Here is a 23,011-nt window from a genome sequence, read left to right as displayed (position 1 = left end):
CAAGATCCCCCCCTTCAATCCCTTCCAGCTCTATTCCGACGACACCCCCATCGGGGGCGGCGACAGCGCCGATTCGAAAGAGCGCTACTCCTCCGACATTGCCGACCTGCCGCTCGATGCGCTGGAAAGCGACGGGATCGAGCTTGGCCGGGAAGACGTGCTTCGGCTGATTGCCGAGGCCGAGCAGAACTACGCCTTCAGCAAGAAGCCCTTCGCCATGAGCGGCGATGTTGAGGACGGCGGCCAGCCAAAGCTGCAGAACGTGGCCTACCGGCCCGATTCGGTGGGCCCCACCGCCTCCCTGCCGCATAACCTGACGGTGATAAACAAGACCGTCGACCAGCCGGACAACGAGCCGGCAATGCTGCCCGGCAGCGAGGTGAAGGCGATCGAGGTGAAGAGCGGCGACAGCATGCTCAGCCTGATCCAGAACGCCGGGGCGAGCTCGTCCCAGGCCCGTGCCATCGTCGATGCGATGAAGCCGGTCTTCTCCCCGGAGAAGCTGCAGCCCGGGCAGGAGCTCCGCTTCACCATGGTCCCGACGCCGAGCGACACCGGCGATATGGAGCCGGTCCGCGTCAGCCTGTTCGACGACGACAAGCACCTGGCCACCGTGGCCCGCTCCATGGACGGCGACTATCTCGCCTCCGACGAATATGTCGACACCGCCGCCATCGAGAAGATGAAGCAGGAAAAGGAGCTGGAGAAGCAAGACGAGGACGGCCGCGCCACCCTCTACACCGCCTTCTACGATGCCGCCCGCAAGCAGCATCTCTCCGAGAGCGCGATCCTCAAATTGCTGCGGGTTCACTCTTATGACGTCGACTTCAAGCAGAAGACCCGCTCCGGCGACACCTTCGAGGCCTTCTTCGACGTGCCGGAGGACGCCGCTGACGACGAGACGTCCGGCGAGCTGCTCTACACCTCGATGACGGTCAACAACGTCACCCGCACCTTCTACCGCTTCCGCACCCCGGACGGCGTGGTCGACTACTACGACCCCTCCGGCAACAGCGCGAAGAAGTTCTTGATGCGCAATCCGGTGCGTGGCGGCCGCTATAGCTCGGGCTTCGGCTATCGCCGCCATCCGCTGCTCGGCGGCACCCGCATGCATACCGGCGTCGACTGGGCCGCTCCGCGCGGCACCGGCATCGTCGCCGCCGGCGACGGCACCGTCGAATCGGTCGGCCGCAACGGCGCTTACGGCAACTATGTCCGCATCCGCCACTCCAACGGCTTCGCGACCGCCTACGGCCATATGTCGAAATTCGCCGATGGGCTGCATACCGGCGTGCATGTGAAGCAGGGCCAGGTGATCGGCTATGTCGGCTCCACCGGCCGCTCTACCGGCCCGCACTGCCATTTCGAGGTGCTGGTCAACAATAAGTTCGTGAACCCGATGACCATCCAGGTGCCGCGCGGCCTGCAGCTTCAGGACCGCGAGCTGGCCGAGTTCGAGAACGAGCGCGCCCGCATCGATCACCTGATGCAGCTCGATCCGGTGACCACCCGCGTCGCCGACGTCAACGACGTCTCGCCGTAGGCGAGATCAGAGCAAGATCCCTAAGGTCGCTCTCGGCGAACGCCCTTAAACCTCGTGCCGTCCTGCTTCACATCCATGAAGCGACCGCTATCTGCATCTCGCTTCACCCATTGCTGCGTCTTCGGATTCTTGAACTGGGAACGATTTCGCACCGCGCCGTTGCGATGACCGTCTCCCTTAGGAGGGTTAGTCGCCATTTCAGTTCCTTTCGGTTTAGGAACATAGCATGAACACGATTCGTTGCTAGGTGCAATCAGACAATCCGCTCGGCAGCAAGGGACTGACATGTGTCCCAGACAAACCGATGGGTCGCGGTGCCCTGAAAAAGCAAATGGCCGGGACAAGCCCGGCCATTCGACGCGTTTCGTATCTGCGGCCAGAGGCCGGTAGCGCATAGCGCTCAAGTAGCGCGGAGCGCGGTAGCGCAGACGATCAAGCGCTCAAGTAGGCCAGAGGCCGGTAGCGCAGAAGACAAGATTATGCCGCCTGCTTCACCGCCTCGCCGTTGATCGCCAGCCCGCCTTCGCCAGCCGTGACCTTCACCGTCTCGCCGTCATGCACCTTGCCGGCAAGCAGCAGCTCGGCCAGCGGATCCTGCACGTATTTCTGGATCACGCGCTTCAGGGGACGGGCGCCATAGGCCGGATCGTAGCCCTTCTCGCCCAGCCAATCCTTCGCCGCGTCGTCCATATCGAGCGTGATCTTGCGGTCGGCCAGAAGCTGCAACAGCCGCTGCAGCTGGATGTCGACGATGGCGCGCATCTGATCCCGCTTCAGCCGGTGGAACAGGATGATCTCGTCCACGCGGTTGAGGAATTCGGGCCTGAAATGCGCCCGCACCACCTCCATCACCTGATCGCGCACCTGGTCGGAATCCTCGCCTTCCGGCTGGTTGACCAGATACTCGGCCCCGAGATTTGAGGTCATGATGATCAGCGTGTTGCGGAAGTCGACCGTGCGTCCCTGCCCGTCGGTCAGGCGCCCGTCATCCAGCACCTGCAGCAGCACGTTGAACACATCCGGATGCGCCTTCTCGATCTCGTCGAACAGGATCACCTGATAGGGCCGCCGCCGCACCGCTTCGGTGAGCGCACCGCCCTCCTCATAGCCGACATAGCCGGGAGGCGCGCCGATCAGCCGGGCCACGGAGTGCTTCTCCATATATTCCGACATGTCGATGCGCAGGATCGCGTGCTCGTCGTCGAACAGGAACTCGGCAAGCGCCCGGGACAGCTCGGTCTTGCCGACGCCGGTGGGCCCGAGGAAGATGAACGAGCCGATCGGCCGGTTCGGATCCTGCAGTCCCGTCCGCGCGCGGCGCACCGCGGTGGAGACGGCGGTCACCGCCTCCTCCTGGCCGACCACCCGCTTCATCAGGCCTTCTTCCATGGAGAGCAGCTTCTCGCGCTCGCCCTCCAGCATCTTGTCGACGGGAATGCCGGTCCAGCGCGAGACCACCTGGGCCACCATATCCGGCGTCACCACCTCTTGCGCCATGACGCCGCCCTGGCCCTCGGTCTCCTCCATCTCCTTCAGCTTGGCTTCCAGATCCGGAATCACGCCATAAGCCAGCTCGCCCGCCTTGGCGAGATCGCCGCCGCGCTGGGCCTGCTCGAGCTCGATCCGGGCCGCGTCCAGCCGCTCTTTCAGCTTCTGCGCCCCTTGCAGCTTCTCCTTCTCCTCCATCCAGCGCTGGCCGACGGCGGAAGCCTCTTCCTCCAGATTGGCCAGCTCCTTCTCCAGCTTCTCCAGCCGGTCCTTGGAGGCGGTATCGGTTTCCTTCTTCAGCGCCTCGCGCTCGATCTTCAGCTGGATGATGCGCCGGTCGAGCTCGTCCAGCTCCTCCGGCTTGGAATCCACCTGCATGCGCAGCCGCGACGAGGCCTCGTCGACCAGATCGATGGCCTTATCGGGCAAGAAGCGATCGGTGATGTAGCGATTGGAAAGCGTCGCCGCAGTCACAAGCGCGCTATCGGCGATTCGCACGCCGTGATGCAGCTCGTATTTCTCTTTCAGCCCGCGCAGGATCGAGACGGTGTCTTCCACCGTCGGCTCGTTGACGAAGACCGGCTGGAAGCGCCGGGCCAGCGCGGCGTCCTTCTCCACATGCTTGCGGTACTCGTCCAGCGTGGTGGCGCCGACGCAATGCAGCTCGCCGCGCGCCAGGGCGGGCTTCAGCAGATTCGAGGCATCCATCGCCCCGTCCGCCTTGCCGGCGCCGACCAGCGTATGCATCTCGTCGATGAACAGGATGATCGCGCCTTCCGCGGCCTGGATCTCCGAGAGCAGCGCCTTCAGCCGCTCCTCGAACTCGCCGCGATATTTCGCACCCGCAATCAGCGCGCCCATGTCGAGCGACAGCAGCTTCTTGTCCTTCAGGCTCTCCGGCACGTCGCCTTCGACGATACGCCGCGCCAGCCCTTCGACGATGGCCGTCTTGCCGACGCCGGGCTCGCCGATCAGCACCGGATTGTTCTTGGTGCGCCGGGAGAGCACTTGCACCGTGCGGCGGATCTCCTCGTCGCGCCCGATCACCGGATCGAGCTTGCCTTCCTCGGCGGCTTGGGTGAAGTCGAGCGTATAGCGCTTCAGCGCATCATAGGCCTGCTCGGCGCTGGCGGAATCCGCCGTGCGGCCTTTGCGCAGATCCTCGATCGCCGCTCGCAGCGTCGCCGGCGTGATTCCGGCGTTGCTCAAAATCTTAGCCGCTTCGGTGTCCTTGGAGGCGGCGATCGCCTGCAGCACCCGCTCCACGGTGACGAAGCTGTCGCCCTCCTTGGTGGCCAGCTGCTCGGCCTCATCCAAAAGCTTGGCCGTCGCCGTCGCCATGAAGGTCTGGGCGTTCTGGCCGCTAACCTTCGGCAGCTTGTCGAGCGCCGCTTCGGTTCCGGCAAGCGCTTCCTTCGGCGAACCGCCGGCCCGGGTGATCAGACCGCCCGCAAGCCCCTCCGGATCATCGAGGAGAACCTTCAAAAGATGCTCCGGGGTGATCTGCTGATGTCCCTCGCGGATGGCGAGCGACTGCGCCGACTGCAGGAATCCCTTCAGACGGTCGGTAAATTTCTCAATATCCATGGCGAATCCTTTGTTTCAGCCAAAGGCACGGCCGGCATGTCGCCGCTGCGACACGCGCCGTCCTGGAAATAACGCTGTTTTATTAACGCAGGATATAGGGACCGCACGCGCCGAGACAAAGAGAGGGGCGCGTCACAAAGGAAGGCGGCAACCGATAAAGCGGCAAAGCATAGCTAGCCGCGCCCGGCGGGCAGAAGCCGGCCGGCCGTCAGAGCCAATCGCACAGAAATCTGCGCGATTGGCCAAATCTTGAGGCGGAGAAGTCTTGAGGCGGAAACGTCGCCTAGTTCAGCGCTTCGGAAGCGTTTTCCTCGCCGCTCACGGCTGCAGCGGCCGGGGCGCTACTCGCCTCTTGCTCGCCATCGCCTTGCGCGGCGCTCGGGCTCTCAGCCGGGCTCGCCTCACGGGCTGCCCCGTCGGCGGCGCCGTTGCTGCGGGAGGCTTTCTCCCGGCTGCGGCGCGGCTTTGAAGGCTTACTGCCTTCGTTCTCGCCTGCGGCTTGCGCGCTTTGCGGCGCATCGTCCTGCCGGCCGTCATCCTCATCGCCGGACTTGCCGCGATAAGAAGCGCCATTGGCGCCTTGCGCGTTGTCGTTCTGGCCCGATTGCTGGGTCTGAGCCGCCATGATGATGCGGTTGTAGTGCTCTGCATGCTGCAGATAGCTCTCCGCACTCACCGAATCGCCGGAAGCCAGGGCATCGCGCGCAAGCGAGGTGTATTTCTCGGCGATATGGGCCGCAGTGCCGCGGATCTTCACATCGGGGCCGTTGGACTCGTAATTCCGCGCCAACGGATTCTGGGACTTCCGGCCGCGGCCGCGTCCTCGTCTATTCTGCTGTCCTTGCCTCATCAGCTCCCTTTAGACTTTGCTAGCGGCATCCGCCGCGACCTATTCCCCAACAGGACGGGTTCACCCCGTTCCTTCTCTTGTGATCGTGATCCCTATGGTCGGTCATCGAAGACCGCAGCAGCCAGGGCTCGCATGGAAAATCCACGCAATGACCCGCGCAGGGCCGGCGTTCCAGCAATGGTTCTTGAGCGCTAGTTCGCCATTTTTCGGAGCCGCTCACGCGGCGATCCATTTGCCTTTAGAAGCTCCGCACCCCGAATCTCGTGAAGGGTGGTCGAGCGTCTCCTGAACGTCCCGCACACGGCAGGGTGCCTTTACTTAAGGTCTTAGAGGATCAAGAGATTTCCACTCGTTCCCACTGCGATCAGCCAGCGCCTAATCGCGCTACGGCCGAGAGTGTTCTTGCGTTGCATTCAAACCTAGCGTGAAGGTGCGGCACTTCCAAGCTCTTTTTTGACCTGATCCCTAACTGCGCCCGTGAGCCGCAGTTGATCTAAAACCTGCGATTGCACGGCTCCGCCCGGCGAGATCGCGCCAAATCGATCTCTCCGCATCGATTCCGAGACCGGCCTCCTGCAGCAGAGCGATTACCGCCACGTCCTGGCTCACGCCGATCTCGAAAATCACGACGCCGTCCGGCGCCAGCCGGTCGTTCAAGGTGGCGGCGATGGCACGATACGCATTCAGCCCATCCGCCCCGCCATCCAGCGCCAGAACAGGATCGTGCTCGCGGACTTCCGGAGCGAGCCCGCCGATATCGGCCGACGGAATATAGGGCGGGTTGGAGACCACCAGATCGAACTTGCCCTGCAGCGGCACATCCCAGCTGCCTTGCACGAAATCCGCCCGCGCACGGACGCCGAGCCGCTCGGCATTGTCTTGCGCTAGCTGCAGCGCCTCTTGGCTGAGATCGAGCCCGATCCCCTTTGCGCCGCCGAACTCGGCAAGCAGGGTGACCAGCAGACAGCCGCTTCCCGTGCCCAGATCCAGAATGCGTGCCGGCGGCTGCCGGTCCGCAAACAGCGCCAGCGCCGCCTCGACCACCACCTCCGTATCGGGCCGCGGATCGAGCGTTGCTGCGTTGAGGGCGAAATCGCGCCCATAGAATTCGCGGAGACCGAGGATGCGCGAGACCGGCTCGCCCGAAAGCCGCCGTTCGAGATAGTGCTCAAACCGCACTGCCGCCTCATCCGGCAAGGCCTCTTCGGCCCGCAGCACCAGGCTTTCGGCGCTCAGCCCGCCTGCCGCCCGCAACAGCAGCTTGGCGTCCAGCTCCGGTGTCGGATTCTTCGCCTCGCGCAAGCGCCGCGCGCCGTCGGAGAAGGCCGCGCGGATACTCGCCGCGGCCGTCGCCAAGGTCTCAGCCCTCGACGGCATGTTCGGGCTGCGCCAGCTCGTCCTGCATTTCGGAGAGCTGGTTGGCTTGATGCTCGGTAATCAGCGCATCGACGATCTCGTCCAGCGCTTCGCCCTGCAGCACCAGATCGAGCTTATGCAAGGTCAGCCCGATACGGTGATCGGTGACCCGGCCTTGCGGGAAGTTATAGGTGCGGATGCGCTGCGAACGGTCGCCCGAACCGATCTGGCTCTTGCGATTGGCCGCGCGTTCCGATTCCAGCTTCATGCGCTCCGCCTCATACAGCCGCGCGCGCAGCACCTTCATGGCCTTGGCCTTGTTCTTGTGCTGGGATTTCTCGTCCTGCTGGATCACCACGATGCCGCTCGGGATATGCGTGATGCGCACCGCACTATCCGTGGTGTTCACCGACTGGCCGCCCGGCCCGCTGGCCCGGAACACGTCGATGCGCAGATCCTTGTCTTCGATAGCGACGTCGACATCCTCGGCCTCCGGCAGCACCGCCACCGTCGCCGCCGAAGTATGGATACGGCCTTGAGTTTCGGTCTCCGGCACGCGCTGCACCCGGTGCACACCGGATTCGAATTTCAGCCGGGAGAACACGCCCTTGCCCGAGATGCCGGCGATCACTTCCTTGTAGCCGCCGGTCGCCGATTCGGACGCCGACATGATCTGCACCTTCCAGCCCTGCTTGTCGGCATAGCGCTGATACATGCGGAACAGGTCGCCGGCGAACAGCGCCGCCTCTTCGCCGCCCGTGCCGGCGCGCACTTCCAGGATCGCATCCTTCTCGTCGGCGGCATCCTTCGGCAGAAGCTGCACCTTGAGCTTATGCTCCAGCTCCTCCAGCTTCGGCTCCAGCTCCGACGCCTCCTCGCGCGCCATCTCCGCCATCTCCGCATCGGAGTCCGGATCTTCGATCAGCTGATTGAGATCGCCCAGCTCCTTCTGCGCGGCGCGCAGTTCGCTGATCGTCGCCACGATCGGATCGAGCTCGGCGAACTCGCGCGACAGGCGCACGAAAATCTCCTGATCGGGAGCGGAGGCAAGAGTGGACTGGATGCTCTCCCAACGGGAGACGAGCCTATCCAGCTTATCGGTCGGTATCGTACTCACGAGAAAACGCCTTAGCGGCTAGAATTGGTTGGGCGTCGGAAGGCGGTCTTCCTTCCGGTTGCGCGGATCGTCCGGATCGAGCGGCGCAGTGTCGTCGGATTGCTCCGCCTGACCTTGCGGCTGCGAAGGCGCCGACGGGCCGAACAGACCGCCGATCTGGCTGAACAACAGCCACAACACCAAGATCAGTGCAAGCAAGATGGCGATCGGCACCAAGATTTTCAGCCAAAGCGGTCCCTTGGACTTGCCCTCCGCGGCCTCTGCCGCGGCCGGCTGGGGCGGCGCAGCATAAGGCGCCTGCTGCTGCGGTGCGGCCGGTGCAGCGGCCGGCGGTGGCATATCGGGCCGGAATTGCGGCGGCGGCGCCCCTGCCGATCCCGGCTGTTGCGGCGGGCGTCCTTGCGGCGGCATCCCCGGACCCGGGCGGGGCGCCGGCTGGCCTTGTTGCGGATATCCGCCCGGCGGCGCGCCTTGCGGCCGGACGCCCGGCGGTCTCATGCTCGGACCGGGCGGCTGCGCTGCCGGCTGCTGCGGACGCGGGGGCTGCGCCGGCTCCGGCGGCCGATATCCGCCCTGCCCTGGCATATCTTGTCCCGTCATTCCTTGGCCCGGAATTCCTTGGTCTGGTATTCCTTGGCTTGGCACACCCTGATCCGGCATGCCGCTTGGCGGCTCGACGTCGGGCATCTGGCCGAAACTGCCATAATCTTGTGCCGATGCGCTTGGCGCTCCGGGCAGGCTCGATCCATTCTCCGTCGGCGGGATCACCCCGGCCTCCACCTGAGCGTAAACCCGGCGCAGCAAGGGGCGGACATCCAGGCCCAAAAACTCGCCATAGGCATTGACCACGCGCGAGGTCTCCGGCCAAGGCGGCAAGGCATAAAGCGTGCCCTGCTCGAGCGCTTGGACGACCTCAAGACGCGTGTCGAGCTTTTGCGCGAGGTCTGCTTCCGTCAGCTGGCTTGCCAGCCGCAAGTCCCGAAACAGCTCTGCCACTTCAGCATCAAAGCCGGCAGGCATTTCTCTAATCCCGTGAATATGCAGGCGTGGCCCATTGGGATCGTACAACGCCGGCCACAACCGCTTTGACCGAGGCCCGGTCGGCATAACGAGACCGATCCCATTTCCTGCGAACTACCGCTACCCAAGCCCATCGCTCCACAGTTTGCAAGCGCTGCCTGCCCATTATCGGCCACGGAGAATGGCGGAAAACTGCGGTTTTTCGTCGTAGGAGGGCTCAAACAAACCTAAACTTGCACACCTTTTTCGGCGGCAAACGCCCTCAACTCGTCCCGGAGCGAGGCGGTCGGTTCGTCGAGAAGCGAATTCAGCTTCTCTCTCGCCTCTCCCACGTCGAGCGACAGCACCATCGCCTTGACCGGTCCAACCGAAGCCGGTGCCATCGATATGGACCGGAATCCGAGGGCGATCAAGACCATCGCCTCCAGCGGCGTGCCCGCCATCTCGCCGCAAAGCGTGACCGGAACCTGGTGCCGCTCGCCCGCTTCGACGATCGAGCGCAGCGCCCGTAAGCCCGCCCGGTTGAGACTGTCGAACCGGTGCGCGACCTTCTCGTTGCCGCGATCGGCGGCGAACATGAACTGCATCAGATCGTTCGAGCCCACCGAGATGAAATCGACCAGCGGCATCACCTCGTCGAGCTGCCACAGCAGCGCCGGCACCTCCACCATCGCCCCGACCAGCAACCGCTTGGGCTCCTGCTTGCCGTGGCGGCGCAAGATCGCGACCTCCTTGTCGATCAGCGCACGCGCCTCTCTGAGCTCGCTGACATCGGCGATCATCGGCAGCAGCAGGCGCAGCTCCCGCCCGCACGCCGCACGCATCAGCGCCCGGATCTGGGTGCGGAACAGCGCCGGCCGGTCCAGCGCCATGCGGATGGCGCGCCAGCCGAGCGCCGGATTCTCTTCCTTCTCGGCCCGGAAATAGGGCAGCACCTTATCGCCGCCGACATCCAGGGTGCGGAACACCACCGGCTTATTGCCCGCCGCATCGAAAATCGACTTGTACATCCGCGTCTGCTGATCGAGCCGCGGGAAGGTCGAGGAAATCATGAATTGCAGCTCGGTGCGGAACAGGCCGATCCCGTCGGCGCCGGATTCCTCCAGATGCGGCAGATCGAACAACAGCCCGGCATTGATCCTAAGATCGATCTTCACCTCATCCAGCGTCACCGCCGGGACCGAGCGCAAAGCGGCGTATTGCGCCTGGCGCCTTGCCCGGAACCGCACCTTGTCGGAATAGGCCGCCACCACCTCGGGCGTCGGCCGGACATGCAATTCGCCGGCATCGGCATCGACGATGACCGCGTCGCCGGCCTCGATATTCTCCAGAATGCCCTTGGCCTGGCTCACCGCGGCAATCCCGAGGGCACGCGCCACGATCGCCACATGGCTGCTCGCGCCGCCTTCCACCAGCACCAGGCCGCGCAGCTTCTCGCGGTCGTAATCGAGCAGCTCCGCCGCCCCCATGGTGCGCGCGATCAGAATCGCATCGCTCGGCAGACTGCCCGAAGCCGCCGTCCCGGCGCCGCCGGAAAGCAGCCGCAGCAGCCGATTGGAAAGATCGTCGATATCGTGCAGCCGGTCGCGGGAATGGGCGTCGGTCTGGCGCATCATCCGCGCCCGGGTATCGTTGCGCACGCGCTGCACCGCCGCCTCCGCCGTAAGGCCGGTCTGCAGCGCCTCTTCCAGCCGCCGCCGCCAGCCGCGGTCGTCGGCGAACATGCGGAAAGCCTCCAGCACCTCGCGATGCTCCCCGGCCCGGGCCATATCGCCCCGCTCCAGCATCGCATCGATCATGCCGGTGAGCTCGTCGATGGCCTGTGCCAGACGCCGCTGCTCCAGCTCCACATCCTCGGCGATCAGCTTGGTCACCAGCACCGGCGGCTCGTGCAGCACCGCATGGCCCAGCGCCACGCCCTCGGCGAGCCGCATCACCTCGTAGCGAAGCGGCTCGTCCCGCGCCCCCGACGGCACGCCTTCCGGTCCGAAGAACTCACCCGAGGACAGCATCTCGGCGATCACCATCGCCGTGGTCTGCAGCGCCTCGACCTCTTCGTCGGTATATTGCCGGTGGGTGCGGTTCTGCACCGTCAAGACGCCGATCGCGTCGCCCCCGCGCAACACCGGCACGCCGACGAAGGAATGATAGATCTCTTCCCCCGTCTCAGGCCGGTAGGAGAAGGCCGGATGGCTCTGCGCGTCGGGAAACTGCATCGCCTCCGCCTCTTCGGCGATCAGACCGACCAGACCTTCCCCGCGCTTCAGATGGGTATTGTGCACCGCCTTGGCGGCGAGGCCTTCCGTGGCGACCAGCTCCAGCGAATCGTCACGCCGGCGCAAATACAGCGAGCACACCTCGGCGACCATGTTGGAGGCGATCAGCACCACGACCTTGTTGAGCCGGACCTGCGTGCTCTCCTGCTCCGCCATGACCTCGCGCAGGCGGCGGAGCAGCTGTCGTGGTGCGCTCACTGAAATCGCCATAACAATTTTTCCTCGCCGGCCTTTCGAGCCGCGATGTCGACCTTCCGAGCAATTATAGGCCGAAAGGGTCTGACTAGCGGCTGTCCAACCCGAAAAGGGAATGCAAAGTCCGTACCGCGAGCTCTGCATAGGCCGCATCGATCAGGATGCTGATCTTAATCTCCGAGGTGGAAATCGCCTCGATATTGATGCCCTTCTCCGACAGCGCGTGGAACATCTGCGCCGCGACGCCGGCATGGCTGCGCATACCGACGCCAATGGCCGAAACTTTGGCCACATTGGTCGAACCGTTGAGATCGCCATAGCCGATCTCCTCGCGCTTGGAGCGTAGCACATCGAGGGCCCGCTCCAGGTCGGCGCTCTGCACCGTGAAGGTGAGGTCGGTATAACGCCCATCCTCGGAGACGTTCTGGACGATCATATCGACGTTGATATTGGCCTCGGCGAGAGGCCCGAACACGCTCGCCGCCACGCCCGGCTTGTCGGCCACCTTCAACAGCGTGACCTTCGCCTCGTCCGGCGCATAAGCGATGCCGCTAACGATCCTTTGCTCCACGATCTCTTCCTCGTCGCAAACCAGCGTGCCCAGCTCCGCTGGATCGGCCATCACGTCGATATCCGGCGTGTCGAAGCTCGACCGCACCAGAACCGGCACGTTCCGCTGCATGGCGAGCTCCACCGAGCGCGTTTGCAGCACCTTGGCGCCTTGCGACGCCATTTCTAGCATTTCTTCGTACGAAATCCGGTCCAGACGCTGCGCCTGGGGCACGATACGCGGATCGGTGGTGTAGACCCCGTCCACATCGGTATAGATATCGCAGCGATCGGCGTGAAGCGCCGCGGCGAGCGCCACCGCGGATGTGTCCGATCCGCCCCGGCCCAGCGTGGCGATACGCTTGTCGGGGGCAATGCCCTGGAAGCCCGCCACCACCGCGACCTGGCCGCCGAGCACGCTCTCTTTCAGCGCGTCGATCTCGATCCCGGTGATGCGCGCCGAACGGTGCGCCGTGTCGGTCAGCACCGGCACCTGCCAGCCCTGCCAGGAGCGCGCCTTGACCCCGTAGGATTGCAGCACCAGCGCCATGAGGCCGGCGGTCACCTGCTCGCCCGAGGAGACCACCGCATCGTATTCGCAGGTGTCGTAATCGACGCCCTCGCCGTTTGCCGGTTCCGAACCGCCCGAACGATGCGCCTCCTCGACCCACGAGATCAGCTGATTGGTCTGCCCGGCCATGGCCGAGACCACCACCGCGCAAGAATGCCCAGCCTGGACCTCCCGCCGGATATGGGCGGCCGCATTCCGAATTCTCTCAATATCGGCGACGGATGTGCCGCCGAACTTCAATACCAACAGGGCCATTGCCCCTCCCGGGCCGCGCAGCATCACGCCCGCGCCTCTCGCCCACGCAAATCAAAGGGCCGGCGCGTCTCAGCCCGGCCCGGAATGAAAGTCTTCATAGTGGCTTACGGCAAACCCCGCAACAAAACGCAAACGTCTCGTGCTTGACATAGCCGCGCTGCAAGACGCCAATGCCCCCATGTCCGAGGAGCGGAAAATCATGCAACAGCCGGAAACGGCCAATCTCGATCCCGAAGAGGTGCGCCGCTTTGCCGAGATTGCCGACAGCTGGTGGGATCTGAACGGACCGTTCCGCCCCTTGCATCAGATCAATCCCTTGCGGCTCACCTATATCCGCGACCGGCTCACCGAAGCGTTCAAGCGCGACGCCAGCCAGGGCGGCAGCCTGGAAGGGCTCTCGATCCTCGATATCGGCTGCGGCGGCGGGCTGGTCTGCGAACCGCTCCGGCGTCTCGGCGCCTCCGTCACCGGTATCGATCCGGCCGAAGAGACCATCCAGGTCGCCAAGGCTCATGCGGCAGGCGCCGGCCTCGATATCGACTACCGGGCGACCACCGCCGAAACACTTGCCGAACGGGGCGAGCAATTCGATGCCGTGCTGGCTCTGGAGGTGGTGGAGCATGTCCACGACGTTCCGGCCTTCATTGCCACCCTCAGTACGCTGGTCAAGCCGGGCGGCGTGATGATCGCCTCCACCATCAACCGCACCCTGAAATCCTATGCGCTGGCCATCGTCGCGGCGGAATATCTGCTCCGCTGGGTCCCCGCCGGCACCCATCAATGGGACCGCTTCGTCACCACCGGCGAGCTGAACGCCGCCTTTCGCGCCGCCAATCTCAAGCCACAGGACGTGACCGGCATGGTCTACAACCCACTCGCCGATCAGTGGCGGCTTTCCTCCGATAGCGATGTGAACTATTTCGCCGCTGCCGCGAAGCCGGCTTAGACCGCCGCCGTCACCTTCGAATCAGCCGGCGCCGGCATCTCGATCTCGAAAGCCCGGCCATGGGACAGCGCCGGCAGGCGTCCACGCACCTCTTGGCACTGCGCCGGATCGATATCGGCAAGGATGAATTGCGGATCTTCGCCGGCTTCCGCCAGCACCTCGCCCCAGGGCGAGACGATCATGCTGTGGCCGTAAGTGGCCCGGCCGTTCTCATGCACCCCGCCTTGCGCCGCGGCCATCACGAAGCAGCCGGTCTCGATCGCCCGCGCCCGAAGCAGCACCTTCCAATGGGCTTCGCCGGTCTGGCGCGTGAACGCGGCGGGAACGGTGAGCAACGTGGCGCCGGCTTCGGCAAGCGCCCGGTAGAGCGCCGCGAAGCGCAGATCGTAACAGATGGAAAGCCCAAGCCGCCCCCAGGGCAGATCGGCCAGCACCGCGCGGCTGCCCGGCTGATAGGTCGCCGATTCCCGGTAGACATCGCCATCGGGCAGATCGACGTCGAACATGTGGATCTTGTCGTAGCGCGCGACGATCGAACCATCCGGCGCGATCAGGAAGGAGCGGTTGGCGAGCCTGTCCGGCGCCAGCTTCACCGCCAGCGAGCCGACATGCAGCCAGATGTTTAAGCTTGCCGCCAGCTCACGCAGCCGGGCCAGCGGAACGCTGTCGGCTTCCGGCGCCGCTTGCGCCAGGGCAAGCTCTGGCTCAAGCTCCATCAGCGCCGTGTTCTCAGGGGTCTGGATATAGCTTGCCCCGGCTTTCGCCGCCTCGGCGATCAGCGTCTCGGCGATCTCCAGATTGGGCGCGATTGACCGCCCCGACCGAAGCTGAACCAAACCTGCCCGGAACCGCCCCGGCGCCGCTGCGCTCATGCTTTCGACGCCGCCTCCGCGCTCATCGGCTCCATCTCCTCGGCGCCGGCAAGCGTGGCGTCCAGCTTGCCAGCACGGTCGAGCGCGGCCAAATCCTGATAGCCCCCGATATGCAGGTCACCGAAGAAGATCTGGGGAACCGTATGACTGCCCGAGGCGCGGCTCATCATCTCTTGGCGCAGATCCGGGTCCCAATCGACGGCGATCTCCTCGAACTCCAGACCTTTGCTCATCAAGAGCTGCTTCGCCGCCCGGCAATAGCCGCAGAGCTGAGTGGTATAAAGAGTGATACGCGACATTCATCTATTCCCAACGCCCGAAAAGCGAGCTTTGTGACACAAGGCTTCCTTACGAAATAGGCGAGTGCCCCCAGTGAGACAAGGATCCCGTCCACGCCGGCCTTAGGTGACAAAACCCGCCGGATCCACGGCCCGGGCAAGCGCCAGGACATCGACTTGTCCCTTTGCGGCCTTGCGTAACAGTCTTGCGCAGGCTTCGACCGTCGCTCCTGTGGTTATGACATCGTCGACGATCACCACGTGCTTTCCAGCGGCACTCGGCAATCGTTTTTCGTCAACGCGAAACGCGCCGGATACGTTCCTGCGCCGCTGATCCGCCGTCAGCCGGACCTGCGCCTTGGTCCGCTTCACGCGGCGAAGCAGACCGTAATCGACTGGGATTCCTGTGATTTTTCCGATGTTGCCGGCAAGCAACGCTGCCTGATTGTAGCGCCTGGACCGTAGCTTCGAGCGGTGCAGCGGCACCGGCACCAGCAGATCGGCATCGTTCAGAATGTCGGCCCCCGCCTGCACCATCCAAGCGGCGAACTGGGACAGCCCCTCATGACGGTCGCGATATTTGAAGCTATGCACCAGCTCACGCATGGTGCCCGAATAGCGGGCGGCGATGCGCGCCCGGTCGTAAGCCGGTGGATCGGCGATCGCCGCCGCCGAGAGCATCGTCTCCCCGGTATCGAAGGGCAGCGGAATCCCCAGCCGGTCGCAAATCGGAGGTCCGATGAAGTCGATTTTCGCCCAGCACGTGCCGCAAAGCCGGCCATGGGCATCCACTGGCCGGCGACAGCCGATACAGACCGGCGGCAGCAGAAAATCGGTGACCCGCCGCAGCCATGCCGCACCAAAACGGAGCGGGGACGCAGCGGCGGCTTGCGGCAGAGCCTGCTCCGCAATCTCGCCGCCGGAATCTGCTTCGCTGACCGTCATGCCCGGATGCTACACTGCGCCTATGTCCCCACCAAGCTATGTCGTCCGCGCTGAGCCTCCTGCCGGAGCGCGACCATGACCGACCAGGCCCGCCTCTTCGACCGGCCGCTTCTGCGCCGTCGCCGCGACCGGTTCGCCGCCAAGTTCCGCCATCACGACTTCCTCTTCGCCCATTGCGCCGAGGAGATCGCCGGGCGCTTGCAGGCCGTGCTGCACGAGTTTCCCCTCTGTCTCGATCTCGGCGCCCATAGGGGCGATCTCGGCCGCGCCGTCTCCGCCCTGCCCAATATCGGCCAGGTGATCTATGGCGAGCTCAGCGAGGTGTTGGCGCGGCACTGCCCGTCTCCGGCCGTGGTCTGCGACGAGGAGTGTCTGCCCTTCGCCGATGCCAGTCTCGACCTGGTGGTCTCCGGCCTCTCGCTGCATCACGTCAACGATCTTCCCGGCGCCTTGATCCAGATCCGCCGCGCCCTGAAGCCCGACGGCCTGTTCCTCGCCGCCATGCTCGGCGGCGCCACGTTGAGCGAATTGCGCGAAGCCTTGCTCATTGCCGAAAGCGAGGAAGGCGGCGCCAGCCCGCGCGTTGCCCCCTTCGCCGATATCCGCGAGGCCGGCGCGCTGCTGCAGCGCAGCGGCTTTGCCCTTCCCGTCGCCGACACTGAAAGCCTAACCGTGAGCTACCGCTCGTTGCGCGATCTTCTCAACGAGATCCGCGGCATGGGCGCCGCCAATGTGCTGCTTGAGCGCAAGCGCGCCCCATTGCTCCGCCGCACGCTCAATCGCGCCGAGGCCATCTACCGCGAGCGCTTCGGGCTCAGCGATGGGCGCATTCCGGCAACCTTCGAGATTGTCTATTTGAGCGGCTGGTCGCCCGCCCCGGGGCAACAGAAGCCCCTGCGGCCGGGCTCGGCCCAGCACCGGCTTGCCGATGCGCTGCACACCGAAGAAAGCGCCGCCGGCGACAAAGCCGGTTTCCCGAGACGCAAGCTCGATAAAGAAGAATAGCTGCGAAAAACAGCGAGCTTTTGGGCGAAGTTAGGACTTAGGAGAAAATCGCGAAGGCGTCTAAGACGCTCGTCCACATTTCGGCGACGCTGCCGCCGAGGATCGTGACCACACCGATCACCGCAACGGCAATAAACGTCAGGATCGCGTATTCGATCGCCGTCGTTCCCCGGCGATCGCCAAGAAACCGGGCGAGCAAGCTCAGTCTCATCCTGTTCAACCGCGCAGTCATACTCGTCGCCTCTAATGCCGGCGCTCCAACAGGGCGCCCAAACTTTCCTTTAGCGGCTCGTCCGCCGGCGGCATCGCATATCCGCCAAGGCCATCTGGCCGTACCCATGCCAGCTCTTGCCCCTCAAGCCCCGCGACCTCGCCACGCCAGCGCCCACAGCGGTAAATCGGCATCAACAAGTGGAATGCCGGGTAGCCGTGGCTCACAAAGGTCAGCGGTGTGAGGTCCTCCTCCGCAACCTCTATGCCGAGCTCTTCCCGAAGCTCCCGCACCAGGGCCGCTTCCGGCGTCTCGCCGGCATCCACTTTTCCGCCGGGGAACTCCCAGAGCCCCGCCAGGGGCCGCCCCTCCGGCCGTTTCGCAAGCAGCACCAGACCGTCGGCATCAACCAGCACACAGGCCGCAACGGTCACGAGTTTCTGCTGTGTCTCGTCTGACATGGTCGCAAAGTCGGGTTAATAAGCCGTGTGGCGGGCGGAACCGGCCTCAAGACCGGTAATCGGCATTGATATCGATATAGCCATGGGTGAGATCGCAGGTCCAAACCCGCGCTTCGCCGGAGCCCACCCCGACATCGACGGCGATGCGCAGCTCCGGATTCTTCATGAAGGCCGCGCCCTGCTCTTCCCGGTAGTCCGGGTCGATCGCGCCATCCTTGGCCACCGAAATATCGCCGAACCGGATCGAGAGCCTGTCTCGGTCGGCTTTCTCGCCGGCCTTGCCGACAGCGGCGACGATGCGGCCCCAATTGGGATCCTCGCCGGCAATCGCCGTCTTCACCAGCGGCGAATTAGCAATCGCCTTGCCGATCACCCGCGCCGCGCGGTCGTCCTCCGCTCCGAGCACCGCGATCTCGACGAATTTGGTCGCCCCTTCGCCGTCGCGCACGACCTGCTGGGCAAGGTCGATGGAAAGCGAAAGCAGCGCGTCGCGGAACGCGGCGAGCCGGGGATCGTCCGCCTCGCCGATCCGCGGCGCACCGCGTTTGGTCGAAGCGCCGGTGGCAAACAGCAGCGCCATATCGCTGGTGGAGGTATCGCTATCCACCGTGATGGCGTTGAAGCTCCGATCCATGATCTCCGGCAGGAAGGAGCGCAGCACCGCCGGCTCGATCGCCGCATCGGTGAACAGATAGGTGAGCATGGTTGCCATATCCGGCGCGATCATGCCCGACCCTTTGGCGATGCCGTTCAGCGTCACCTCCACCCCGCCGATCTCGGTCTTGACCGTCGCGAGCTTCGGGAAGGTATCGGTGGTCATGATCGCCTGCGCCGCGGCCGCATAGCCATCCGGCGAGGCCGCCTCGGCCAGCCCCGGGAGCTGGCTTGCGATCTTCGCCGCATCGAGCTGTTCGCCGATCACACCCGTCGAGCCGAGATAGACATCCGCCGCAAGACAGCCGAGTGCCTGCGCCGCCGCTTCCGCGGTTTCTTCCACGGCCTGCCAGCCCTGGCGCCCGGTGAAGGCGTTGGCGATGCCGGAATTCACCACCAGCGCCCGCGCCATGCCGTGATCGAGATGCGCGCGGGCCCAATCGATCGGTGCGGCGGTGCATTTCGACCGGGTCAGCACCCCGGCAACCGTGGTGCCCGGATCGAACACCGCCAGCATCAGATCGGTGCGGTTCTTGTAACGGATGCCGGCCTCGCAGGCGGCAAGCCGCACCCCGTCGATCGGCGGGAGCGCGGGCAGCACGTCCGGCGCCAAAGGCGATCGCTTCAACACCGTTCTTGCTCCCCGCTCCCGTTATCCGATCGTCGGCCGAGCTCTAATGCTCGGACTCGACATCCTCCTGGCCGGCATCGCCGAGACCGGGCGTGCCGGGGGGAATCTCGCCCCGCACAGCGGCTGCTTCCAGGGCCTTCTTGATCTCCGGATCGACGATCTCGACCTCGGCCGGACCTTGCAGATTCTGCAGCGTCTCCTGCATCTTGGCCTGCAGCAGCCGGCCCATGATCGCCTCGCGCACATCGTCGAATTTCGGCACTTGCCGGTTACGCGTATCGGTCACTTCGATGATGTGCCAGCCGAACTGGGACTGTACCGGATCGGAAAGCTCGCCCTTCTTCAGCTTGAAGGCGGCATCCTCGAACGGCTTCACCATTTGGCCGCGGCCGAAATAGCCAAGATCGCCGCCCTCGGCGCTCGGATCCTTCGACTTCTCCTTGGCCAGCTCGGCGAAATCGGCGCCGTCCTCCAGCTCCTTCTTCACCTCTTCGGCTTCTTCCTTGGTGCCGACCAGGATGTGACGGGCGTGGATTTCCTTCTCCTGCTTCATCTTCGCGGTCTGGTCGTCATAGATCTGCTTGGCGACCTTCTCGGAAATGGCTCCGGTGATGTTGTTGTCGAAATAAGCGTCCCGCAGCGCGCGGCGGCGGTGATAGGCCAGCCGCTCATCGAAATTATCGGCTTCGTCGAGCTTCTCTTCCTCGGCGGCCGAGGCCATGAGCTCGTTCTCGATCAAGAACTGAACGAGCATGCGCTCCTGCTCCGGCTTCGGGAAATTGGCGAGCTGCGCGCCAACCTCGGAGCGGGCGAAATCCATATCCTCGCGGGTGATGTCCTTCCCGTTGACCCGGGCGACGACCTCGTCTGCGGCCATTGCGGGCACGGAAACTAGTGCGATTACAGCTGCCAGAAGCAGCGATACTGACGAGAGTTTCACGGATGGGTCCTCTTTTTTAGCTCGCCCGGGGCTGCAAGCTGTCGGAAACCCCGGCAACACGCAGAAGGCGAGCGGTTGGGTCGCTTCCCCCGCCGCCTTCTTAAACCTCGTAAAACGCCCTGCCAACCCGCGAGTTTGCGCGTTGGTTCCGAGCCTTCCGCGGCAGGCGACTCTTGGAGCGGAGGGCGATGCACGGGCGGCAAGAACGCCCCCTGCCGTCGCAACTTGCGTTGACAAGGTTCGGGCCGCCTCTTATGTCTCGACCCGACTGTTACCGGCGTTTTTTGGTCGCTTTCTGCGCGTTCTATAGCGGCTCGTGGCACTTACGAATTTCGCCGTAACAGCCGCGAATGATCCTTCGGCGTGCGGGATGTCCCTGCCGCGCCAGCTTGACGACCCTCTCTCAATAGCGGGCGCATGCGTTTAAGGGCTTGACCATGCTTTCCATCGGCAACCTCGCCAGCAAAGTTTTCGGCACCTCCAACGACCGCAAATTGAAGCGGTATCAGAACCTCGTTGCGGCGACCAACGCCCTCGAGCCCGAGGTGGAGAAGCTCTCCGACGACGAGCTCCGTGCCCGCACCGACGTTTTCAAAAAGCGCATCGCGGATGGCGAAAGCCTGGAAAGCCTGATCCCGGAAGCCTTCGCCACCGTGCGCGAAGCCGCCAAGCGCACCCTCGGCCAGCGCCATTTCGATGTGCAGCTGGTCGGCGGCATGGTGCTGAATGACGGCCGCATCGCCGAGATGAAAACCGGCGAGGGCAAGACCCTGGTCGCCACCCTGCCCGCCTATCTCAATGCGCTGACCGGCCGCGGCGTCCACGTCGTCACCGTCAACGACTACCTGGCCAAGCGCGACGCCGGCTGGATGAGCCAGGTCTACGAATTCTTGGGGCTCACTGTCGGTACCATCCTGCACGACATGGAGGATAGCGAGCGCCTCGAGGCCTACAAGGCCGACATCACCTACGGCACCAATAACGAGTTCGGCTTCGACTATCTTCGCGACAACATGAAGTATTCGGTCGAGGATATGGTCCAGCGCGGCCATTACTATTGCATCGTCGACGAGGTGGACTCCATCCTGGTCGACGAGGCGCGCACGCCGCTGATCATCTCCGGCCCGCTCGACGATCGTTCCGAGCTTTACGTCACCATCGACACCTTCGTGCCCAAACTGCAGGACGGCGATTACGAGGTCGACGAGAAGCAGCGCACCGTCACCCTGACCGAGGCGGGCAATGAGCGCCTGGAGCAGCTTCTCGCCGAGGCCGGCCTGTTGAAGGGCGACTCCCTTTACGATGTGGAGAATGTCAGCGTGGTTCATCACGTGAACCAGGCGCTGCGTGCCCACAAGCTGTTCCAGCGGGACAAGGACTACATCGTCAAGAACGGCGAAGTGGTGATCATCGACGAGTTCACCGGCCGCATGATGTCCGGCCGCCGCTATTCGGAAGGTCTGCACCAGGCTCTGGAAGCCAAGGAGCATGTGACCATCCAGCCGGAGAACCAGACCCTCGCTTCCATCACCTTCCAGAACTATTTCCGGCTCTACGAGAAGCTCTCCGGCATGACCGGCACGGCGCTCACCGAGGCCGACGAGTTCGTCGATATTTACGGCCTCGACGTGGTCGAAGTGCCGACCAACCGCCCGATGATCCGCGACGACCAGCACGACGAGGTCTATCGCACGGCGAACGAGAAATACGCCGCCATCATCGAGCGCATCAAGGATGCGCAAAAGCGCGGCCAGCCGGTTCTCGTCGGCACCACCTCCATCGAGAAATCGGAAATTCTCGACGAGCTGCTGAAGAAGCAGAAGATCGCGCACAACGTTCTGAATGCCCGCTATCACGAGCAGGAAGCCCAGATCATCGCCCAGGCCGGTGTCCCCGGCGCGATCACCATCGCCACCAACATGGCCGGCCGCGGCACCGACATTCAGCTCGGCGGCAATGCCGAGATGCAGCTCGAAGCCTGGCTCGACGAGCAGAAGGAAAAGGGCCGCGAGCCGAGCGAAGCCGATATCACGAAGAAGACCTCGGAGATCGAGGCCGATATCGAGACCAAGAAACAGCAGGCGCTGGAAGCCGGCGGGCTCTACGTCATCGGCACCGAGCGCCATGAGAGCCGCCGCATCGACAACCAGCTGCGCGGCCGTTCCGGCCGTCAGGGCGATCCGGGCCGCTCGCATTTCTATCTGTCGCTCGACGACGATCTGATGCGCATCTTCGGCTCCGACCGCATCGACGGCATGCTGAAGGCGCTCGGCCTGCAGGAGGGCGAGGCCATCGTCCATCCCTGGATCAACAAGGCGCTGGAGAAAGCCCAGGCCAAGGTCGAAGGGCGCAACTTCGACATCCGCAAGAACGTGCTCAAATACGACGACGTGATGAATGACCAGCGCAAGGTCATCTTCGAGCAGCGCCGCGAGCTGATGTCCGACGAGCATCTCGAGGACACCATCGCCGATATGCGCCACCAGGTTGTCTACGACGTGATCGCCAAGCACATTCCCGAGCGCTCCTATGCCGAGCAATGGGATGTCGAGGAGCTCACCAACGAGGTGAAGCAGGTCTTCGATATCGATCTTCCCTTCGCCGATTGGGTCAAGGAAGAAGGCATCGACGAGGAGGCCGTCACCGAACGGCTTCTGAAGGCCACCGACGAGGAGGCCGCCAAGAAGGCCGCCGCCTTCGGCCCCGACACCATGCGCCAGATCGAAAAGGCGATCCTGCTGCAGACCCTGGATCATCTCTGGCGCGAGCATCTGGTCACCCTCGACCATCTGCGTCAGGTGATCGGACTGCGCGGCTATGGCCAGCGCGATCCGCTCAACGAGTACAAGACCGAGGCCTTCACCCTGTTCGAGCATATGCTGGCGCAGCTGCGCGAAGCGGTGACCGGCCAGCTGATGCATGTGCAGCGCAGCGTGCGCGAGGAGACCCCGGCCCTCGACGACGCCGACTTGCCGCAAATGACGGCGCACCATCTCGATCCGATGACCGGCGAGGACGAATTGGCGCTGGCGACCGCCGAGGCCGGTGCCGGCGCATCCGGCGCCGCAGCGGCGAAATCGGCCCGCAGCCGGAAACCCGTTGCCCTCAATCCCAACGATCCCAGCACCTGGGGCAAGGTTCCGCGCAATGCGCCCTGTCCCTGCGGTTCGGGCAAGAAATACAAGCACTGCCACGGCGCCTATTAGCGGCGAGCGCCACGCGCGGCGGGGAACCTTCCCCCGCGCCATCGGGTTGCAGTTC

At 64.4% G+C, this 23,011-nt stretch carries 17 protein-coding genes and 1 pseudogene (1 of these 18 cut by a window edge); 4 read left to right on the top strand and 14 right to left on the bottom strand.

Going from position 1 to position 23,011, the window contains the following annotated elements; genetic code table 11:
- Window positions 1–1,543: the 3' portion of a M23 family metallopeptidase gene (locus tag HT051_RS03525; RefSeq protein ID WP_174540757.1), read on the top strand. 521 nt of this gene lie to the left of the window's left edge; the window shows 1,543 of its 2,064 coding nt (coding positions 522–2,064); the start codon falls outside the window, past its left edge; it ends in the stop codon at window positions 1,541–1,543.
- A 477-nt stretch (window positions 1,544–2,020) separates the two neighbouring features.
- Here HT051_RS03525 and clpB read toward each other — a convergent pair whose 3' ends face one another.
- The 7 genes and pseudogenes from clpB to HT051_RS03490 all read right to left on the bottom strand — a co-directional run bounded on the left by clpB (window position 2,021) and on the right by HT051_RS03490 (window position 12,807).
- Window positions 2,021–4,618 (bottom strand): ATP-dependent chaperone ClpB, encoded by a 2,598-nt coding sequence (gene clpB / locus HT051_RS03520; protein ID WP_174540756.1) that lies wholly within the window; start codon window positions 4,616–4,618, stop codon window positions 2,021–2,023.
- Window positions 4,619–5,222: 604 nt separating this feature from the next.
- Window positions 5,223–5,468, bottom strand: a pseudogene (locus HT051_RS15270) (DUF4167 domain-containing protein); the annotation flags it as partial.
- A 465-nt stretch (window positions 5,469–5,933) separates the two neighbouring features.
- Complete coding sequence (gene prmC / locus HT051_RS03510; protein WP_174540755.1) at window positions 5,934–6,845, bottom strand: peptide chain release factor N(5)-glutamine methyltransferase; 912 nt, start codon at window positions 6,843–6,845, stop codon at window positions 5,934–5,936.
- Entirely contained in the window at window positions 6,829–7,941 is a 1,113-nt protein-coding gene (gene prfA, locus HT051_RS03505) for a peptide chain release factor 1 (RefSeq protein WP_174540754.1), read from the bottom strand. Before prfA ends, prmC begins: the two co-directional genes overlap by 17 nt.
- Before the next feature lie 18 nt (window positions 7,942–7,959).
- Entirely contained in the window at window positions 7,960–8,961 is a 1,002-nt protein-coding gene (locus HT051_RS15230; RefSeq protein ID WP_208454374.1) for a RodZ family helix-turn-helix domain-containing protein, read from the bottom strand.
- A gap of 227 nt (window positions 8,962–9,188) precedes the next feature.
- Window positions 9,189–11,447, bottom strand: coding sequence for a phosphoenolpyruvate--protein phosphotransferase (ptsP, locus tag HT051_RS03495; RefSeq protein ID WP_174540752.1), 2,259 nt, complete (start codon window positions 11,445–11,447; stop codon window positions 9,189–9,191).
- Between the two features lie 73 nt (window positions 11,448–11,520).
- Window positions 11,521–12,807: an aspartate kinase gene (locus HT051_RS03490; RefSeq protein ID WP_174540751.1), complete on the bottom strand. Its 1,287-nt coding sequence runs from the start codon at window positions 12,805–12,807 to the stop codon at window positions 11,521–11,523.
- 199 nt (window positions 12,808–13,006) lie between these two features.
- On the opposite strand from HT051_RS03490, the gene ubiG reads away from it, so the two are divergent.
- Complete coding sequence (gene ubiG, locus HT051_RS03485; RefSeq protein ID WP_174542843.1) at window positions 13,007–13,753, top strand: bifunctional 2-polyprenyl-6-hydroxyphenol methylase/3-demethylubiquinol 3-O-methyltransferase UbiG; 747 nt, start codon at window positions 13,007–13,009, stop codon at window positions 13,751–13,753.
- Here the strand turns inward: ubiG and HT051_RS03480 are convergent.
- The 3 genes from HT051_RS03480 to HT051_RS03470 all read right to left on the bottom strand — a co-directional run bounded on the left by HT051_RS03480 (window position 13,750) and on the right by HT051_RS03470 (window position 15,848).
- Window positions 13,750–14,625 (bottom strand): carbon-nitrogen hydrolase family protein, encoded by an 876-nt coding sequence (locus HT051_RS03480; RefSeq protein ID WP_174540750.1) that lies wholly within the window; start codon window positions 14,623–14,625, stop codon window positions 13,750–13,752. The two genes, ubiG and HT051_RS03480, sit on opposite strands and share 4 nt — an antisense overlap.
- Window positions 14,622–14,924: a glutaredoxin 3 gene (gene grxC / locus HT051_RS03475; RefSeq protein ID WP_174540749.1), complete on the bottom strand. Its 303-nt coding sequence runs from the start codon at window positions 14,922–14,924 to the stop codon at window positions 14,622–14,624. Before grxC ends, HT051_RS03480 begins: the two co-directional genes overlap by 4 nt.
- A gap of 102 nt (window positions 14,925–15,026) precedes the next feature.
- Complete coding sequence (locus tag HT051_RS03470; RefSeq protein ID WP_174540748.1) at window positions 15,027–15,848, bottom strand: ComF family protein; 822 nt, start codon at window positions 15,846–15,848, stop codon at window positions 15,027–15,029.
- A gap of 75 nt (window positions 15,849–15,923) precedes the next feature.
- Between HT051_RS03470 and HT051_RS03465 the strand changes: the two genes are divergently transcribed.
- Window positions 15,924–16,853, top strand: coding sequence for a methyltransferase domain-containing protein (locus HT051_RS03465; protein ID WP_174540747.1), 930 nt, complete (start codon window positions 15,924–15,926; stop codon window positions 16,851–16,853).
- A 37-nt stretch (window positions 16,854–16,890) separates the two neighbouring features.
- Here the strand turns inward: HT051_RS03465 and HT051_RS03460 are convergent, their stop codons facing one another.
- The 4 genes from HT051_RS03460 to HT051_RS03445 are packed head-to-tail and all read right to left on the bottom strand — an operon-like array spanning window position 16,891 to window position 19,687.
- Complete coding sequence (locus HT051_RS03460) at window positions 16,891–17,085, bottom strand: Flp family type IVb pilin (protein ID WP_208454373.1); 195 nt, start codon at window positions 17,083–17,085, stop codon at window positions 16,891–16,893.
- Window positions 17,086–17,096: 11 nt separating this feature from the next.
- Window positions 17,097–17,525 carry an 8-oxo-dGTP diphosphatase MutT gene (mutT, locus tag HT051_RS03455; RefSeq protein WP_174540746.1) on the bottom strand — a complete coding sequence of 143 codons (429 nt, stop codon included), beginning with the start codon at window positions 17,523–17,525 and terminating at the stop codon, window positions 17,097–17,099.
- Between the two features lie 46 nt (window positions 17,526–17,571).
- Window positions 17,572–18,810 carry a bifunctional glutamate N-acetyltransferase/amino-acid acetyltransferase ArgJ gene (gene argJ / locus HT051_RS03450; RefSeq protein WP_174540745.1) on the bottom strand — a complete coding sequence of 413 codons (1,239 nt, stop codon included), beginning with the start codon at window positions 18,808–18,810 and terminating at the stop codon, window positions 17,572–17,574.
- A gap of 43 nt (window positions 18,811–18,853) precedes the next feature.
- The gene (locus tag HT051_RS03445) at window positions 18,854–19,687 is read right to left on the bottom strand and encodes a peptidylprolyl isomerase (RefSeq protein ID WP_174540744.1); all 834 of its coding nucleotides are present in this window, start codon (window positions 19,685–19,687) and stop codon (window positions 18,854–18,856) included.
- A gap of 500 nt (window positions 19,688–20,187) precedes the next feature.
- Between HT051_RS03445 and secA the strand changes: the two genes are divergently transcribed.
- Window positions 20,188–22,956, top strand: a complete 2,769-nt coding sequence (gene secA / locus HT051_RS03440; RefSeq protein WP_174540743.1) for a preprotein translocase subunit SecA — start codon at window positions 20,188–20,190, stop codon at window positions 22,954–22,956.
- Window positions 22,957–23,011: the final 55 nt, after the last annotated feature.

The sequence above is a fragment of the Methyloligella sp. GL2 genome (genome assembly GCF_013341275.1).
Classification (GTDB): domain Bacteria; phylum Pseudomonadota; class Alphaproteobacteria; order Rhizobiales; family Methyloligellaceae; genus Methyloligella.
The sequence above is the reverse complement of the archived record's forward strand: the minus strand, read 5'-3'. Positions and strand labels throughout refer to the sequence as shown.

Excerpts from the sequence above, each read along its gene's own strand:
- HT051_RS03490 (WP_174540751.1), bottom strand. The coding sequence starts at position 12,807 with ATGGCCCTGTTGGTATTGAAGTTCGGCGGCACATCCGTCGCCGATATT.
- HT051_RS03445 (WP_174540744.1), bottom strand. The coding sequence starts at position 19,687 with ATGGCCGCAGACGAGGTCGTCGCCCGGGTCAACGGGAAGGACATCACC.
- HT051_RS03480 (WP_174540750.1), bottom strand. The coding sequence starts at position 14,625 with ATGAGCGCAGCGGCGCCGGGGCGGTTCCGGGCAGGTTTGGTTCAGCTT.
- prmC (WP_174540755.1), bottom strand. The coding sequence starts at position 6,845 with ATGCCGTCGAGGGCTGAGACCTTGGCGACGGCCGCGGCGAGTATCCGC.
- HT051_RS15230 (WP_208454374.1), bottom strand. The coding sequence starts at position 8,961 with ATGCCTGCCGGCTTTGATGCTGAAGTGGCAGAGCTGTTTCGGGACTTG.
- ptsP (WP_174540752.1), bottom strand. The coding sequence starts at position 11,447 with ATGGCGATTTCAGTGAGCGCACCACGACAGCTGCTCCGCCGCCTGCGC.
- grxC (WP_174540749.1), bottom strand. The coding sequence starts at position 14,924 with ATGTCGCGTATCACTCTTTATACCACTCAGCTCTGCGGCTATTGCCGG.
- HT051_RS03465 (WP_174540747.1), top strand. The coding sequence starts at position 15,924 with ATGACCGACCAGGCCCGCCTCTTCGACCGGCCGCTTCTGCGCCGTCGC.
- HT051_RS03460 (WP_208454373.1), bottom strand. The coding sequence starts at position 17,085 with ATGACTGCGCGGTTGAACAGGATGAGACTGAGCTTGCTCGCCCGGTTT.
- HT051_RS03470 (WP_174540748.1), bottom strand. The coding sequence starts at position 15,848 with ATGACGGTCAGCGAAGCAGATTCCGGCGGCGAGATTGCGGAGCAGGCT.
- clpB (WP_174540756.1), bottom strand. The coding sequence starts at position 4,618 with ATGGATATTGAGAAATTTACCGACCGTCTGAAGGGATTCCTGCAGTCG.
- mutT (WP_174540746.1), bottom strand. The coding sequence starts at position 17,525 with ATGTCAGACGAGACACAGCAGAAACTCGTGACCGTTGCGGCCTGTGTG.
- ubiG (WP_174542843.1), top strand. The coding sequence starts at position 13,007 with ATGCAACAGCCGGAAACGGCCAATCTCGATCCCGAAGAGGTGCGCCGC.
- secA (WP_174540743.1), top strand. The coding sequence starts at position 20,188 with ATGCTTTCCATCGGCAACCTCGCCAGCAAAGTTTTCGGCACCTCCAAC.